The following is a 17651-nucleotide window of genomic DNA, read 5'->3' as shown; positions in this document are numbered from 1 at the left end:
ACATGCAGCATTACAACTGGAATCGCGGCCACCAGTCCCTTCATGACCAAACACCGGCCAGCATCTACTTTGCTGACAGCAATAATGACGAAAGGAGTATTTATCTTAGCATTTTGGATTTCGTGTCTTGACAACGGGGGACATTACAATGGAGATTGAAAATCAAATTCTTCCTTGTTCTTAATTTTAGTTAGAGTCAGTCTAAGTACGCTAGATTTCTTATGTACAACAGGAAAAATAACAATGATACAGTGCTTGCGAAAATCAGTCTTATATATTTTGATTTTGTCGTTCTTACATTAATAAAGATCAATAGAGACAACATGTATGTTACTAAACCAATGAGAAAAGAAATAAATATTACAAACGGTAACCCAAACAGAGCCATACTTTATCCCTCCCTCAATCAATTAATTTAAAACATATAAGAGAATTATTGGTAAATTATTACCATATTACACTGCTCTGCGATTTCTCTGTAACACATATAGATACAAAAAAGAAAAGTAGCCCTCAATCTTTGGGCCACTTTGATTACTTTTCTTGCTATTACTTACATGAAACTCCAACGCATAATGATGATCTATCCGTTTGTACTAAGCGCCAACAAGCGCTTTAGGTTGTCATCAATAAATTTATTATCGGCACGGTTGATTCCGCGACCGGCAAAATGGCCCCAGATTGACTCGATAGGATTAAAAACAGCATTGGGTATAAGCTTAGCCTCGTATTTGTTATCGTCCGCCGCGCAGAAGAGATCCGTGCTCCCTGGCATGATGCAGGCAAGCGCTTTAATGCTTTTGAGCGCCTCATCGAAATCTCCGTTATAGGCGGGGTTTGCACTAATATCTGCGTATTGGCCTGTCCATAACATGGCCAGGACATTGTGCGGATCCATCTTCATAAAGCTATCTTCCCAGACGCCAGCCACAAAATCTACCAATGAGTCATATCCCAGTTCACGATAAAGTTCCTCTCTGTAAAACGCATGCGATAAGCCCCATCCCGCATAGACACGGCCAACGGCGCGCATGTCTGCAGAAGTCAACTGGTTTAGTTTACTTGAATCGAAGCCAACTGCAGCCATGAGCGGAGCTTTCATTCCGTCCAGGACCACAAACGTTTGGGGCCAAGTCTTGGCAACTCCGGCGAAAGGTGCAATTCGTTCCACCATGTCGGGATAACTCGCACCCCATTGGAATGATTGAATGCCTCCCATTGACCATCCAACTACGAGAGCGATCTTTTGAATGCCGAATTTTTCAGTCACCAGCCGATGCTGTAATTTAACGTTGTCATAGATGGTTACCTGCGGAAAATTAGCCCGGTCGAATGGGGGAGGCGTGTTACTGGGAGACGAAGATAATCCGTTGCCCAGCAGATTTGGAACGATAATGAAATATTTCTGCGGATCTAGTGCCATGCCATTTCCAATCAACCATTCATTCTGAAGATGCTGGTCGCCAAAAGCAGTTGGATAGACGATGACGTTATCTTTCTTTTCATTCAATCTTCCATAAGTCTTATAAGCAAGAAAAGCGCTCGGTAACGTCACTCCTGATTGCAAGGTTACGTCACCCAATTCAAAAATCTCATAATCCATCGTATTGTCGCTCCCTTCAAAATGAAACCACACATGTAGAATGTAATTTCTTGTGCTTAGTATAGACCTGTGGTACTCTCAAAAAAAGTGAATAAAACTCAAAGCAATATTCAATAACATTGAAAATAAAAAGGGGGATCGTATGATGGAATTGCGCCAACTGAATACGTTCCGCACGGTTGCATCAACTTTAAATTTCACTCGGGCTGCGGAAGTGCTGAGCTACGTCCCCTCCAACGTCACGATGCAAATAAAAGCATTGGAGGATGAGCTTGGTGTTCGTCTCTTTGACCGCTTGGGCAAGCAGCTCGTTCTTACAACTGCGGGTAAACGCTTTTTAACTGATGTCCAAGGCGTTCTAAACAAATTGGACGAAGCTCGCAGCGCCGTTCACGACAATGAAAATCTAAGCGGTACCCTAACGATAAGTGCCAACGAGGTTATTTGCGCTTATCGGCTTCCAGCTGTCTTTCAACTATTCCGTTCGCAGCATCCGGGAGTTCGTCTCATTTTCCGCTCCGTTCCAAATCAAGAACTCAAGCAAACGCTCTTTGAGGGAACCGCGGATGTCGTCTTTATGCTGGACGAACCCATTCGCTCAACGGGACTTGCAGTGGAACCGTTGCTGGAAGAAACTTTTCGCTTGTTCGCCGCTCCAGATCATCATCTCGCGAAATTAACTGTATTACAGCTTGAAGATTTTCACGGAGAAGTGTTCCTGACTAATGAAAAGGGTTGTCCCTATCGAACCATGTTTGACCGAGCATTCGAGAAAGGGGGCATTGATAGTATCACGTATTTAGAGTTTCAAAGTGCCGAAGCCATTAAACAATGTGCAATTTCGGGAATCGGTATTGCCTTTCTTCCTGAAATAGTAGCTGAAGCCGAAGTTGCACGGGGCGAACTTGTTGCTCTTCCATGGCAAATTCCGGACTTGCACGTGTATACACAGATGTTATGGCATAAAGACAAGTGGCTTTCACCAATCATGTTACCTTTCATAGAAGCGGCAAGGGAGGTTCTCGCTATTGAGGAGGAGAATAAAACCGTTTAGCCTATTCAGCGATCACATACTGCAATGAATATACGGCATGACAAAGCTCCTGCAGCTGCAGGAGCTTTTTGCTATCGTTCGCCTTTTCTGTGTGCTGATGATGGACTAATATCAAAGAATTCCCCGAAAAAATAAAATAACCTTCTACAGGATTGTTGAAGGTTGTACAGTGAACTCAAGATTCGTTATTTATATTTCGCTCTGCCCGTACGAAAGCTATAAATCGTTTCGATTCCTCAGGAGTGAGCTTCTTGCCGTCAATCGTTAAACTGAACTTGTCAAGAATCTTGGAGTCGGATAGCTCCAAACTGTCAACAAACTCACGAACATCCACATCAAGAGTTTTATGCGCGTCGTCTGTCCTGCCCATGAGATAATCGATCGATACGTTAAAAAAATTCGCTATATTTACAATGGTCTTGTAATCAGGCTCGCGTCTGTTGTTCTCGTAATGAGATAAAGAGGCCCGGGTTATGCCGAGTTTCGCGGATAATTCATCCTGGGTCAGGGAGTGTTTCTCTCGAAGTAACGCTATACGTTCCCCGTATTTCATACAGCAAGTACCTCCAGTGTTCGAGTTAGTAGTATTTGGTAACCAACATGGTAACAAAAATGGAAAAAAAATATTATCCTACTTGACATGATACGCTTTGTATCATAATTTTATACTAAAGCTAATATGCTTACTTTCGTGGTCCGTTCTCAACATTACATTATGTATCATTGCATTACCTCTTATTTTACCTAAAAAAATGACCCGTGGGAAGATGGAACATGAGGCGATAATAGTAAAATTTTCCTGATTGAACAACGCTTTCACTTTATCACGTCTGCACCTACACCAGTGTGTCCCGCACATCCGTTTTTGAAACCTGACGTAGGAGCTGTTTTATGATTGATATTCATTGCCACATCCTGCCCGGCTTGGACGATGGAGCACAGACGCTGGAAGATGCGCTCGCTATGGCAGAAGCAGCGGTGGAGCAAGGAATTCATACCATTATTGCGACTCCGCACCATGCAACCCGGAGCTACGATAACGAAGCAGACACGGTCCGGGATGCCATACAACAACTCAACACGAGTCTCTACCTGCATAATATCCCACTCAACATTGTGCCGGGCCATGAAATTCGGGTCCACGCCAAACTATTGGACGAACTGGATTCGCATAAGCTGCTGACTTTAAACGAATCCAGGTACATAATGCTCGAGCTGCCCCGCGATCATATTCCTGCCGGTATCAATGAAACCTTGTATGAGCTCCGGCTGCGTCGTTTGGTGCCTGTGATCGCCCACCCTGAGCGTCATACCGAGCTGCTGTCGGAGCCTGCCCGCCTGCCTGAGCTGGCTGAGCAAGGTGTGCTGTTTCAGTTGACAGCCGGCTCTGTCCTGGGTCATTTTGGCAAAGCGGTACAGAAGTTTAGCCTGAGCCTGTGCAGGGAGGGATTGATACATTTCATCGGATCAGATGCTCATAACGCCATCCGCAGCATAGACCAATTGGATGCGGCGTATGATTTCATCGATATGCGTATAGAGGAGGGACTGTCCAATCACTACAGGCAAAACGCTTATCACCTGACGGAAAACATGGAAATCAGTGAGTGGAATTTCCACACAAAGAAAAAACGATGGTTTGCATTCTGGTAAACAGACGAATCGAAAAATGGAGTGGATGATGGACATGTTAAAGAAAAAAGTGGTAATTTCAACTCTCAGCGCGAGCCTACTGTGCACCGGTTTGTTACCGGTGGGACTTCCCACGGACGATGTCTCAGGCCGGGTGTACGCTGAAACCGCAGCGGCTCTGCCGAGCGACATCACAGATAGGATGAGAAAGATTCGTGATGCGATGACACCGGAGGAGCGGCAGAGGATCACAGATGCTCAGGACCGCGCGGATGAAATTCGCAAAGATCTCACCAAACATAAGGATTTGGTAACGGAAATATGGAATAAAGTCGATGCCAAGTTGAAGCAAACGGCCGATCCAAACCTGGAATTGACTCAAGAGGACATTTTGTTCTTCGTGCTGGCGTTCAGTGTCCAATATGACCCCAACGGCAAAAGCATGGAAGAGGTCCTCGGTGAAGAGAGGGCACGCGAAATCGCGGAGAAACTGATCAAACTGGGCGGCTTTCCAGGTGGACTGGAAGATGTGGCGATAAACGACGTATCCCAGCTCATTAATAAAGGCCAAAGCAATATGATCGAACGCTTCCGCCAGATGCCGATGAACGAATTGCTAGGCATCGTCGCTAATCCCGACAGGGCGGAGACCATCCTCGTCCAAGAGATTGACAAATTGATCAATGATCCGGGCTTGGCTTTCGGAAAAGTATTGAAGAACATCAACGTGACGGGTACAGACGTTGTCGCCGTGTTCAAACGTTTGATTCCAAAGTTCGACCCGCAGCGTAGGGCGATGGCTGCGTGGGTCACCGCGCTCATTCGGGTGGAAGGCTTGGGTGCAGGCACGCCGGATAAGCCGCGCAGACGCGGCGGCAGCGGAGGGGTTTTCAATCCGCCAGCGAACGCCGGCATCTACACAGGTTCACTGCCTGTCGAAGCGGTTAAGCTCAGCAAGGGAACAATGGACGGCAAATCGGTCACCTTTGCGGATGTGGATGAAGCACAGCTCAAAGCGTATCTCGATTCGATCATCTCAGGGCAAGCAGATAAGCTGATACAACTGGCATTCAGCGAAACCGAACCGACGTTGAAGCTAAGACTCCCTGCTGCTGCCTTAACTGCGGCAGTACAATCCGGCGCAGTCTTCCATAGCACGGTCCATGGACTCAGCTTCACCGTGCCGATTTCAATCTTTGCAGGGCTGGACTTGTCCGCCGGCAGCACCGTAGTGATAACATTGTCACAAGTGACGGATGCGGTGAAACAGCAGGTGCAGCAGAGCGCCGATCAGGTGGACGCCGACGTGGTGGCTTCTCCAGCCGAGTTCAGCGTCTCGATGCAAGATGAGAACGGCAACTCAACGGTGGTGGGCAGCTACAAAGGAAGTTACCTGCAGCGCGGACTGCCCGTGACGGGACAGATCGATCCGAACAAGGCGACCGGCGTGTGGTTCAACGAGGGAACGGGCAAGCTGAGTTTTATTCCTGCCACATTCGGCACACGATCCGCTGGCAGCACGGTAGGCACACTCCATTCGCCGCACGACAGCATTTATACGATCGTACAGTCTGACAAAACATTCAAGGACATTGCCGGACACTGGGCGAAAACCGACGTAGAAACAATGGCTTCCAAGCTGATCGTCGACGGTGTCGCGCCGGATGAATTCGCACCGGACTCGCCGTTAACCAGAGCACAATTCGTAGCATTGCTCGTACGATCCTTGGCTTTGGTGGAACAACCGTATCAGGCAGGCTTCAGCGATGTAGACTCGACCGACTGGCATAGTACGGCCATACAGACGGCGGTCACAGCAGGGCTGATCGAAGGGTTCGAGGACGGTACCTTTAGACCGGATGATTCCGTTACCCGGGAACAGCTGGCAGTGCTGATAAGCCGTGCGCTCAAAGCGGCGGGAGGTGACACTCCAACCACGGCGGCAGGTGCCTTGGAACGCTTTGCTGATCGGGATACCATCTCTCCATGGGCGGAGAACTCGGTACAGCAAACGGTACAAATCGGTTTATTCAACGGGCAATCGGACAACAGCTTTGCTCCTCAAGGGGACACCACACGAGCTCAGGGTGCGGTCACGCTGAAACGGCTTTTACAATACTTAAAATTTATGAACTAAACGACAAAAAGCGGGACTCCCTACCAGGATGATTCCGCTTTCCTTTTTGCGAAAGAAACCGTTTACAATTTTCAAAGATTTATTTCCTGTAAATCCGATGATTTTTCGTCGGGATCGGTGAAAAAGTGACAAAAACTAACAAATTAAGTGTTTGACTTGATACGTACCGTATCATACACTTAGTGATGTTGTTTGTGTTGCATGGATACAAACTGAAAGAAAGGAAAGTGTATTTATGAGAAACCAAGATTCGTTTCATGGCAAAATCGAGCTGGATATCAATAAAATCTTAACCCAGCTGCGCCTCGACCCACAGAAACTGGACGATGGTAAAAACATACCTAGCAAGCCGGATTCTCTCTACAATTCATTTTCCAAAAAGCATCAAAAGTCCTAGATACTAGTAACAATGCCGCTTGACATGATACAAAAGGTATCATATATTGTAGACGTGATACGGTTCGTACCCAGCAGTATTATGACGCCAAAACACTTAAAACGTCGGAACATTGCCAGCATTGGCATCAGTGTATAGTAAATGTTCTCATGTAAGAACAACAACGATAAGGAGGATAAGTTGTACACGCAGCAGTATCGGTCTGTATTTGTTGATACGAAATGTATCTAAAACTGAGGTAACAGAAAAATCTAAGCAGATGTGGTGAATAGCGCATGGAATTAGAGTTAAGAGACTATGTCCATATTATCAGAAGACGGCTGTGGATGATTGCCGCGATAGTGCTGGTTGCCAGTGTTGTTACCGGAGTGGTCAGTTTCTATTATCTCAATCCGGTATACTCGGCGAGCACCAAGCTGATTGTCAACAAATCGGCGGAGGCGGAAGGGAAGGACCCCTTGACCTCGGATGCACTCCGGTCGAATATGCTTCTGGTCAACACGTACAAAGAAATCATCAAGACCCCAGCCATAATGGATCAAGTCGCCGCGCAGTACCCTGAATTGGCGTTAACTGCGGAACAGCTGATTAAAAAAGTGAATGTCAGCTCAGTGAATGAAACACAGGTTATCACTCTCAGCGTAGAAGATGGCTCTCACGAGAAAGCAGTGCAGATCGTCAACGCCGTGTCCGAGGTGTTTAAGCAGCAAATCCCGCTGATTATGAAAGTGGATAACGTGATGATTCTGAACGTAGCCAAGGTGCTGGAAAATCCGATTCCTGTCAAACCGAAACCATACATAAATCTTGCCATCTCTGTCGTTGTTTCATTGATGGTTGCCGTCGGCTTAGCGTTTCTTTTGGAATATTTGGACGACACGATTAAGACTGAGGCGGATGTTGAGGCATACCTTGCGCTGCCGGTGCTGGTAGTGATCGATAAGATTCCGAAGGATGAATTCAAATCGCGGAAGCCGGATAAACAAAAAGAACAAGTAGGTGAGACTCAATATGCCAGCGCCAACCAATAGCTACAGGATCATCATCGATGAAAACCCCCGTTCTTATGTATCTGAAGCTTACAGAACATTGCGGACTAACATTGAATTTTCCGCCATCAGCGGTCGCATTCAAACCATCGTAGTGACCTCTCCCGAGCCATCGGAAGGGAAGTCCACCACCATCGTGAACTTGGCAACAGCGTTCGCCCAAGAAGGAAAGAATGTGCTGATTATCGACGCGGATTTACGTAAACCGACTGTACATAACTATTTTTCAAAATCGAACCGAATCGGATTGTCCAGTCTGCTGGCAGGCCAACATGCCTTGCAGCAATGCATCGTTGACACACATATAGATAACCTGTCTCTGCTATGTTCCGGGCCCATCCCGCCCAATCCGGCAGAGATGCTCGCTTCCAATCAGATGGAGCAGCTGCTGACTGATTTGAAGGAAAAGTACGATGTGATCCTGCTGGACTGTCCGCCCGCGTTGGCCGTGACCGATGCGCAAGTGCTGGCCACCAAATCGGACGGCGTACTATTCGTGCTGAATTGCGGCAGAGTGAAGCGGGACATCGCGAAGAAAGCTTTGGAACGACTGGGAAGGGTCAACGCAAGAGTTCTCGGCGTGGTATTGAACAACAAGGAACGGCGCAAGCGGGACACCAGTTACTACTATTACTATGGCAGCGAATCTAGCAAGTAGTCTCATATGAAGTATTAAAAGATTAGGTAATGTCTACTGCACCTTTATCACTGTAGGCACTCGGTTATGCTGTGGGCGGTGCTCCGCCTTAGACGTGAATCGTCGATGGTGTAATGTGAGGCGGGGTTAGATGCCCCTATTATTATTGTAAAAAGGCAAGCTATGCTGTTTTTATCTAAAAACGGTGTAGCTTGCTTTTTTATGCGAGCTTATGGGAATGACAGAGAAATACACATTCGGGAGGTAGTGTTGTGAGAAAATCCAGGAAAGCTCTTTATTGCTGCAGTGAATGCAAGCGACAGCCGGTTTTCCAATGCGAAGGGGGGCGCTAGTAAAAAATGGTCTACCATAAACGCTTACTGTTCCTGATGACGATCGACTCCTTGATTGTTCTTTCATCTGTCTTTGTTTCCAACTTTTTGTTAGTGCCACTCAGCAAGCCGACCTTGGCCGTGGCGGTCAGCTCAATCGTACTGCTGCTGTGTCATCATTTTTTTGCGAATCGTTACAAGCTGTATAAACGGGCGTGGGAGTATGCCAGCGTGGGCGAGCTGGTGGCCATCTGGAAAGGGGTCACTTACTCAGTGGCAATTACGCTGCTGGTGCAGTTGATCGCGTTCCAAGATATTAATCTCCGCACGCTTTCCATCACCTGGATGATGCATATTCTTCTCATAGGAGGAATCAGGTTCTCGTGGCGGATGATCCGGGATATGTACATTAACCGGGCGGATCGGAGCGGCGGGATTGAGAGCCCTGCGGACAAAAAGCGCACACTCATTATCGGGGCAGGCTCAGCCGGAGTGATGGTAGCTCGACAATTGAAAATGACCCGGGAGGCTGAGCTCTACCCGGTAGCTTTCATCGACGACGATGTGAAAAAGCATCGCTTGGTTACGATCGGTTTGCCGGTGTTAGGCGGCCGGGACCAGATCGAGAAGGCAGTGATAGAACACAACATTTCCAATATTGTGATCGCCATGCCTTCATTGTCCAAGAAGGAATTGCAATCGATCGTTGCGGAGTGCAAGAGAACACAGGCCAAAACACAAATCATTCCTAGACTTGAGGATTTGATGCTGGGCAAGGTCTCCGTCAACGATTTCCGGGATGTTCAAGTGGAAGACCTGCTGGGCAGGGAGTCGGTGCAGCTCGACACACGGGCCATCGCGGATTATATCACAGGACATACCATTCTGGTGACTGGCGCGGGAGGGTCAATCGGGTCTGAAATATGCAGGCAAATCACCGAGTTCAATCCGGCCAAAGTCGTGCTGTTGGGGCATGGGGAGAACAGCATTTATTCTATTGAAATGGAACTCAAGTCGAACAACCCGAACGGCATCGAGTACATAACAGAGATCGCGGATATTCAAGATCGGGGAAAAATGTTCAGCATTATGCGGACGCATTCACCAAAGGCCGTGTTCCACGCGGCTGCGCACAAGCACGTGCCATTAATGGAGCGCAACCCTGAGGAGGCCATCAAGAACAACATCCTTGGTACCAAAAATGCGGCCGAGGCTTCAAGTGCTGCAGGCGTCGACACCTTCGTGATGATTTCGACAGACAAAGCGGTCAATCCGACCAGCGTGATGGGCGCGACCAAACGGTGTGCCGAGATGATCATTCAAGATCTGGATCGGCGCAGCCGCACACGGTTTGTTGCGGTGCGTTTCGGCAATGTGCTCGGCAGCAGGGGCAGCGTCATACCTTTGTTCAAAGAGCAAATCCGCAAAGGAGGCCCGCTCACCGTCACTCACCCGGATATGGTGCGCTATTTTATGACGATACCGGAAGCATCGAGGCTTGTGCTTCAAGCAGGGTCGCTCGCCAAGGGCGGCGAGATCTTCGTGCTAGACATGGGTGAGCCGGTCAAGATTGTAGACTTGGCGAAAAATCTCATACGCCTGTCAGGATTCATGGAGGATGAGATAGGAATCCAGTTCACTGGCATGCGGCCAGGGGAGAAGATGTACGAAGAGCTGCTGAATGAAAATGAAGTGCACGAAAAGCAGGTGTATCCAAAGGTGTATGTCGGCAAGTCTATCAATTACGACATGAACGATGTGCATCATCTCATCAAGCACTATGAAGCACTGGATAGCGTGGCGTTGAGAAACGAACTGCTAATGCTGGCAAATCATCAAAAAGCACAGCAGCAGATACCCGTGCTGGCCTAAAACCGAGTATTCCATTGTGAATAGGAGGAGTTATGAAGAAGTTTATTTATATCACGGCGTTGGTGGTGGTTGTGGTAGCGGGCGGAGGGTTGGTCGCTTACAACTATGCGGTAGATTGGGTGCTGCGAGGGATTGCGTCCAGCGCGTCGCAGGACGGTGATGGCTCAGGCGAGCAAGCTATGTCGGCGAGGGAGGACGCGCCATCACAGCAGGTGATGCCGAATGGCCAACCGCCAGAGGATTCAGCGGGTCGGGCGTCGGGTGACTCACCGGACAATGGTTCGACTGGGCAGCCTGCGGAGGCCGGTGGAGCAGGAGCGGCAAACCCATCGACTGACGAGGGCCCGGCGGCGAACGACGCTGCAAACGGCAGCGCAGCCGCTCAGCCCAACAACAGCACGCCTACTGGCAACGCAGCTGCGCCGCCTAGCAAAAATACGACTTACAGTGCCGAGATCACGCCAGATAAAGCGGAAAAGGTGCAGGAAAGCATCACCGGCAGCGAAAAAGCACAAGTCACATCGATATTGCTGAAGAAGCTCAGCGTCAGCGAACTCGAACTCTTCGTCAAGATGGCCGGTGATGGGCTCTCCGTTGAAGAGAAGAAGGAAGCGAAGAAGGTCATATTGCAGAAGCTGACGGAAGATGAGTATAACCAGCTGATCTCCATCGCCGCTAAGTATGGGCTTAGTCAGGGGAAGAATTATGATGAGTCGCAGAAGCAGATGGCGGGCAATGCAGTAAAGTGAAGAGCATGTTACCCAATTTTAGTGCTGTTGTGTTAACCCTGCAGCCAGAGCTTAAGGGAGTTGAAGCACGTTGAAACTGCTGTGGCATATCATCATAGGAAGGTCAGTTAGGGCAATACTTATCTACCGAATAAGTGCCTGGTGTTACCGTAATCACTTGAGACCGCTCGCCCACTTCTTCTGGAGTATGAATTTATTGCTTCACTCGATAGAGATCTCACCGCTGGCCCGTATTGGTCCGGGATTGGTCATCCCACACACTCTAGGGATAGTAATCGGCGGGGGAGCGGTAATAGGACGCGACGTAACAATATATCAAAACGTTACCATTGGGACTAAAAACGGCAAAGATTACCGTTATCCCTCGATAGGAGATAATACAGTGCTATTCTCCGGCTGTGTGGTTGTCGGCCCGATTAAAATTGGCAACAATGCCGTGGTAGGCGCGAACGCAGTGGTAGTATCGGATGTTCCCAACGATTCTATCGCCTTAGGTATACCTGCGGTCGTAAAAAATAAATAATTGCGCGGGGGTTATTTGACGCATGGGCCTGAGTTTGAGGCGAGGCATCTCATGGACTGTCCTAGGTAATGTGTTGTATTCAATCACTCAATGGATTACCATCGCTGCCATAGCAAGGCTTGGAAGTGCGGGAATGGTTGGGCAGTTTACTCTAGGATTAGCCATCAGTGCGCCGATATTTATATTTAGCAACCTATCATTACGCTTGATACAGGCGACGGACACAGAAAGAAAATATTCTTTCAATGATTTTTTAGGATTACGGCTTGTCTCTACTGCCGTAGCAGTGCTGGCTCTCGTGTGGATAGGCAAAACTGGTGACTTTTCGGCAAGCACATTTGAAATTATATTTTGGGTTTCCATCGGCAAAGCCGTAGAAAGCGTGACCGACGTGTATTACGGTCTCTTCCAACAGCAGGAGCGCATGGACCTGATCTCGAAGTCGCTAATTCAAAAAGGGTTATTTTCTACGCTTGCCCTTATTATCACAATGTGGGTTACTAAATCGTTATTGGTGGGTGTTATTGCTATAGCAATAACAAGGCTGATTCTATTGGCGCTGTATGATGCGAAAAATGGAAGAGTTATATATCAACTGCTAAATAGCTTAGCCACCCGTGTAAAACCTACTTTCCGCTTGAAGACATTGTATCAGCTAGTAATGCTGGCACTGCCCATGGGACTAACTACGTTGCTCATTTCACTGAACGCCAATATTCCCAGGTATTTTTTAGAAGATCATGCAGGCATACAACAGTTGGGCTTTTTCGGGGCAATCTCTTACTACATGATTGTCAATAGCACATTAATTAATGCTTTAGGGCAATCAGCTAGTGCCAGGCTGTCGAAGAGCTACAGAACTGATATTACAGCATACGAAAATTTGCTGATGAAATTATTATTAATCGGCGGAAGTTTAGGTGTATGTGTTCTATTGATGGTTATGTTTTGTGGTCCGGTCATTCTCACTTTGTCTTACGGTGAAGAATACGCGCAATATCAAGACACCTTTCTCCACTTGATGATTGCCTCTGCGATTAGTAATCTGGCCGCCGTTTTCAACTATGGAATTGCCGCGGCTAGATACTTTAAAACACAAGTTCCCATCTATGTTTTAATGGTCTGCCTGACCATACTGCTCAGTCATCAATTAATTCCACAGCGTGGTCTAGACGGCGCTGCTCTAGTGCTGATGTCAGTGTACGGCATTCAGGCTGCATTGACTGGCTTGGTGAACTTATATGCTATTTATCGGAGAAAGATGGAACGATCGAGTGCCGACATTGGTGCGACATAGACCGGCTAAAATTCGAGATATTCACGGAAAGGAATCGCTGCCGGATGCTGCTGAGATACTATTTTGCTTTTATGATACTGGTTCTAATCCTATTGCTACAAGCCGCAACCAATGATGAATTTGTGCATTGGTTTATTATCCCTGTGTTTTTGTGTGGCATGACTGCAGCTATTGACGTTGTAAACTGGCTGAGTGGCAAGTTTCTGCTATTCGATCCGGCTGGATTGCTAGGAATTTTCTCACTGCACTTTTTCTTTCTGGCCCCTATTATGCACGTAAACGCTGGTTATTGGTTACCTTATGTTTTCACCACCGTGGACGATTGGAGACCCTGGGTGGGTGGTATGGCGTTTTTGAATTTTGTCGGTTTAATCATCTATAGAATCTTCCGCAACGGTAATTTTACTCAAAAAAACGCGACACTCTGGGAACTGAACAAAAAACAGTTTTTAATGTTAGCCGGAATTGCTCTTTTCGTTAGCGGCCTATTACAAGCGTATGTGTACTTCATCAGCGGCGGGATTCTCGGCTACATCCGGTTGTACACAGAATCCAGGGAAAGCTTTAACGGTATGGGATGGATTTTTATGCTATCTGAGAGTTTTCCAATACTGGCACTTATGGCGTACGTGATATGGGCACAAGACAAGAAATGGGTCAAGAAATGGGCAGTGATTTTTTTGGTGTTGGTTGTATTCTTTCTGTTAAAACTTCTGTTTGGTGGTTTACGCGGCAGCAGATCCAATACAATATGGGGGTTAATCTGGGCCGTTGGCATTATTCACATCTGGATAAGACCGTTTACCAAAAAAATACTCATCCTGGCCTTAATTCCGCTGGTGTTGTTTATGTACATTTATGGATTTTATAAGGCAGCTGGACTTGACGGGCTTTCTGCTTTCTTACAAGGAGGCACTGCCAGACAGGCCGTGGAGAGCCAGAACAACCGGGGATTGGAAACTACGCTACTGGGAGATCTGGGTAGGACAGACGTACAAGCTTATCTCTTGTATCAAGCGTTTCATAACACTAGTTATGAATATGCCTTAGGGAGGACCTATGTAGGCACTTTGTGTTTATTAATCCCCTCGTTCATCTGGCAGGACCGCCCGCAGACTAAGGTGAAAGAAGGCACTCAGATATTATATGAAATAGAATCTAGCAGTTACACCGGAAGCATCACTTCTAGCCGGATTTATGGCTTAGCGGGTGAAACCCTCTTGAACTATGGCTGGGCGGCGATACCGTTCTCGTTCATACTGCTAGGCATTTACGTACGACGCATCAGGTGTTTATTACTGAAATTGAAGCAGTGTGACGCGAGATTGCTCGTGTACCCGTTTTTAATGACCACCTGTCTACTGTTACTGGGGAGCGATTCAGACAATATGCTTTTTATTTTTATTAAAAATGGCTTTCTGCCCTTCCTAGTTATTTTTTTAAGCTCCAACCGTTATAAAATTTCAAATAGAATGTGACAGGATGTTGGCTTGAAGTCTCCACCATTGGAAAGACGTGGTTCAATCTTACTCACGCAGTGAAAACGCGTGAGTTAAGTGGGCCATTTTTCGCATGGTGGACATAAAAAACTCAAAGAAGAAGGATGAGGCAAACAACAATGGAGAAGCAAATCGGAATTGTAGGCTTAGGTTACGTAGGTTTACCCGTCGCAGTCGCATTTGGAAAAATACGAAAAGTAATTGGCTTTGATATTAATCAGAAGCGTATCGCATCGTTACGGCAAAACATTGATTATACCAATGAAGTCGATGCGGCAGATCTGGCCCAAGCTGACATCGAGTTCACCAGCGACCCAACCCGATTAAGGGAATGTGACTTCATCATCGTAGCAGTACCAACTCCCATTAATGAGAACAAACACCCCGACTTGACGCCTTTAATTAAAGCATCCGAGACGGTAGGCTCCAATCTTACTACCAGCTCAATTGTCGTATATGAATCTACCGTGTATCCAGGATGTACGGAGGAGGTATGTTTGCCGATACTTGAAGAACGGTCAGGCTTGAAATCAGGAGTAGACTTCTTCATTGGCTATTCTCCCGAGCGGATTAATCCTGGGGATAAAGAGCATACTTTTAAATCCATCGTTAAGGTAGTGTCCGGCCAAACTGAGGAAGTATGCGAAACGGTTGCTGGGGTGTATGGTGCAGTAGTAGAGGCCGGGGTGTATCGCGCTAGTTCGATCAAAGTGGCAGAGGCCGCAAAGGTAATTGAAAACACCCAAAGGGATTTGAATATCGCTCTAATTAATGAATTAGCACTGATATTTGACCGACTTCAGATTGATACTGCTGAAGTTTTGAAAGCATCATCCACAAAATGGAATTTTCTCAAATTTACGCCCGGATTAGTTGGCGGACATTGTATCGGCGTGGACCCTTATTACCTGACTTACAAGGCGGAGAGCGTAGGTTACCATCCGCAGGTGATCCTAGCGGGCAGAAGAATCAATGATAACATGGGTTCCTTTATAGCAACTTCTCTCGTAAAGCAGATGATTAACAGAAACATGCCCATCCAAGGTGCTAGAGTGATCATGTTGGGAGTTACTTTCAAGGAAAATGTACCGGACATCCGAAACAGTAGAGTTATTGATATAGTACGCGAATTGGAGGAGTTCGGCGTTGAGGTTCAGGTGACGGACGATTTGGCGAATCCGGATGAAGCGGTGCACGAATTTGGTGTGGAAATAATTCCGTATGATAAATTAAGGCCGGCTGATGCCGTAGTGCTCGCGGTTCCGCATCAAAAATATATTCACGCTGGATGGGCTCAGTTCAATCAACTGTTGAAGCATGGTAGGGGCATTGTTGTAGATATTAAAAGCGCGCTACAACGAGAAGAGGCACCGGAAACAATCACTGTGTGGCGCTTGTAGCCCTCTGCTGCAGTAAAAAATACCGACAGAGTAGGAGAGTAAATAGTGAAGATGCTCTTTGCGCATGACCACAAATTCTTTTACCACCCAAATGGGAACATATATTCACAGGTTGAATTTGGCTACCCTATGTGGGACAGATATTTGCATCACTTCGATACCGTGAAAGTATGTGCCCGAGTGAGCGCAGTGCAAGAAAATCAACACATTCAGAAAATGAATGTGTCTAGTGGCAGGCGAGTCAGCTTTGTGGCAATCCCCGATACCAACAGTCCGTTAAAAAGGCTGATGAACGGAAGGGATGCGGCAGCCAAATTAATGACTGCGATACATGACTCCGACGCCATCGTTGCGCGTTTACCAAGCACGATCGGTTCAATGGCTATAGATTTGGCGATAAAATATGACAAGCCTTGGGCTGTAGAACTAGTGGGAGATCCGTGGCATTCGCTATGGAACTATGGTTCTTGGAAAGTGAAGCTATATGCTCCGGCACTTACATATCGAACCAAAAAACAACTCTCAAAATCTAAATTTTCTCTTTACGTGACACAGCGATACTTGCAAAGCAAGTACCCTTCTCTGGGAGAGACAGTAGCATGTTCGAATGTAAACATTCCGGAGGTGGACGTTCGGTTCCTCACCAGCAGGTTGCAGAGAATTCAGCAGCGGAGGAGCAAAATTATATTCGGCGTGATTGGCTCCCTCTCTGTGAAGTATAAAGGCGTGGACACAATTTTAAGTGCTTTCGAAAAAATTCGGAATGATCTGCCGTCGTTTGAGATTCGGATTTTGGGTAATGGTGATTTGAAGCCTTGGCGACAGTTGGCGGCTGCTAGAGGTTTAGAAAAAGAGGCAATATTCTGTGGAACTCTGCCGGGTGGAGAACCGGTCCAGCGTTGGTTGGATGATATTGACATTTATTTGCAACCAAGTAAAACTGAGGGTTTACCCAGGTCCTTAATCGAAGCGATGAGCAGGGGGTGCCCTGCGATCGCTTCAACGGCCGGCGGAATTCCTGAGCTGCTGGACGAGGAATATCTCATCCAACCAGGCGATGATGATGCTTTGGCCAAGCTCATTCTGCGGTTATGCGATAGTGCCGATGCACAACTACAACAAGCAGAAAGCAATTTCCACAAAGCCACAGAGTACACAAGTAGAATATTGGACGAGAAGCGATATGGCCATTATAGAAGTTTTCTCAGGTATGCAAAAAGCTACGCTGTGAACAAGTCAGGTATACCTGGCGTGCTGTGAAAACTGGCGAGGTGCATAATCACGCTCAACAAATATCTCACGGGATGCCTTTGAGCGACTCGCGCTACGTTGCTTGCTGGTGTGTTGTAGGCCTTCATCTATCTGGTTCACCAACCACACCGATATAGCTCAGCGGTTGAACTAGATCACACGGTTGGCTCGTTGGAATTGTCAACAAACACGGGACGGAGCAAATTCTCACACGGGCAA

15 protein-coding genes are annotated in these 17651 nt (G+C 47.2%); 13 read left to right on the top strand and 2 right to left on the bottom strand.

Annotation, left to right across the window (positions count from 1 at the left end):
- Positions 1–583: 583 nt before the first annotated feature.
- Positions 584–1603, bottom strand: a complete 1020-nt coding sequence (locus tag CBW46_RS13720; protein ID WP_089200564.1) for an alpha/beta fold hydrolase — start codon at positions 1601–1603, stop codon at positions 584–586.
- Between the two features lie 145 nt (positions 1604–1748).
- Here CBW46_RS13720 and CBW46_RS13715 point away from each other — a divergent pair, with 145 nt between their 5' ends.
- Positions 1749–2657 carry a LysR family transcriptional regulator gene (locus tag CBW46_RS13715; protein ID WP_089200563.1) on the top strand — a complete coding sequence of 303 codons (909 nt, stop codon included), beginning with the start codon at positions 1749–1751 and terminating at the stop codon, positions 2655–2657.
- Between the two features lie 175 nt (positions 2658–2832).
- Here the strand turns inward: CBW46_RS13715 and CBW46_RS13710 are convergent, their stop codons facing one another.
- Positions 2833–3210 (bottom strand): helix-turn-helix domain-containing protein, encoded by a 378-nt coding sequence (locus tag CBW46_RS13710; protein WP_089200562.1) that lies wholly within the window; start codon positions 3208–3210, stop codon positions 2833–2835.
- Between the two features lie 338 nt (positions 3211–3548).
- Here CBW46_RS13710 and CBW46_RS13705 point away from each other — a divergent pair, with 338 nt between their 5' ends.
- The 12 genes from CBW46_RS13705 (at position 3549) to CBW46_RS13655 (ending at position 17441) form a co-directional block, all read left to right on the top strand.
- The gene (locus CBW46_RS13705; protein WP_089200561.1) at positions 3549–4310 is read left to right on the top strand and encodes a tyrosine-protein phosphatase; all 762 of its coding nucleotides are present in this window, start codon (positions 3549–3551) and stop codon (positions 4308–4310) included.
- Positions 4311–4344: 34 nt separating this feature from the next.
- Positions 4345–6426 (top strand): S-layer homology domain-containing protein, encoded by a 2082-nt coding sequence (locus CBW46_RS13700; protein WP_165842310.1) that lies wholly within the window; start codon positions 4345–4347, stop codon positions 6424–6426.
- Between the two features lie 235 nt (positions 6427–6661).
- Positions 6662–6823 carry a hypothetical protein gene (locus CBW46_RS21340; protein ID WP_165842309.1) on the top strand — a complete coding sequence of 54 codons (162 nt, stop codon included), beginning with the start codon at positions 6662–6664 and terminating at the stop codon, positions 6821–6823.
- Positions 6824–7098: 275 nt separating this feature from the next.
- On the top strand, positions 7099–7854 hold the full coding sequence (locus CBW46_RS13695; RefSeq protein WP_089200559.1) for a YveK family protein: 756 nt from the start codon (positions 7099–7101) through the stop codon (positions 7852–7854).
- The gene (locus tag CBW46_RS13690; protein WP_089200558.1) at positions 7835–8530 is read left to right on the top strand and encodes a CpsD/CapB family tyrosine-protein kinase; all 696 of its coding nucleotides are present in this window, start codon (positions 7835–7837) and stop codon (positions 8528–8530) included. Before CBW46_RS13695 ends, CBW46_RS13690 begins: the two co-directional genes overlap by 20 nt.
- A 338-nt stretch (positions 8531–8868) precedes the next feature.
- Positions 8869–10713 (top strand): polysaccharide biosynthesis protein, encoded by a 1845-nt coding sequence (locus CBW46_RS13685; RefSeq protein ID WP_089200557.1) that lies wholly within the window; start codon positions 8869–8871, stop codon positions 10711–10713.
- A gap of 32 nt (positions 10714–10745) precedes the next feature.
- Positions 10746–11462, top strand: coding sequence for an ICP22 family protein (locus CBW46_RS13680; protein WP_089200556.1), 717 nt, complete (start codon positions 10746–10748; stop codon positions 11460–11462).
- A gap of 187 nt (positions 11463–11649) precedes the next feature.
- Positions 11650–11985 (top strand): serine O-acetyltransferase, encoded by a 336-nt coding sequence (locus CBW46_RS13675; RefSeq protein WP_133253988.1) that lies wholly within the window; start codon positions 11650–11652, stop codon positions 11983–11985.
- Between the two features lie 22 nt (positions 11986–12007).
- Positions 12008–13282: an oligosaccharide flippase family protein gene (locus CBW46_RS13670; protein WP_089200554.1), complete on the top strand. Its 1275-nt coding sequence runs from the start codon at positions 12008–12010 to the stop codon at positions 13280–13282.
- A gap of 44 nt (positions 13283–13326) precedes the next feature.
- Entirely contained in the window at positions 13327–14760 is a 1434-nt protein-coding gene (locus CBW46_RS13665) for a hypothetical protein (protein ID WP_089200553.1), read from the top strand.
- Between the two features lie 140 nt (positions 14761–14900).
- Positions 14901–16181: a nucleotide sugar dehydrogenase gene (locus tag CBW46_RS13660; RefSeq protein ID WP_089200552.1), complete on the top strand. Its 1281-nt coding sequence runs from the start codon at positions 14901–14903 to the stop codon at positions 16179–16181.
- Between the two features lie 249 nt (positions 16182–16430).
- On the top strand, positions 16431–17441 hold the full coding sequence (locus tag CBW46_RS13655) for a glycosyltransferase (protein WP_165842308.1): 1011 nt from the start codon (positions 16431–16433) through the stop codon (positions 17439–17441).
- The last annotated feature ends 210 nt before the right edge of the window (positions 17442–17651 follow it).

Origin of the sequence: Paenibacillus xerothermodurans, assembly GCF_002220865.2 — a bacterium.
GTDB lineage: Bacteria > Bacillota > Bacilli > Paenibacillales > NBRC-103111 > Paenibacillus_S > Paenibacillus_S xerothermodurans.
This window is presented reverse-complemented; position numbering and strand designations above follow the sequence as displayed.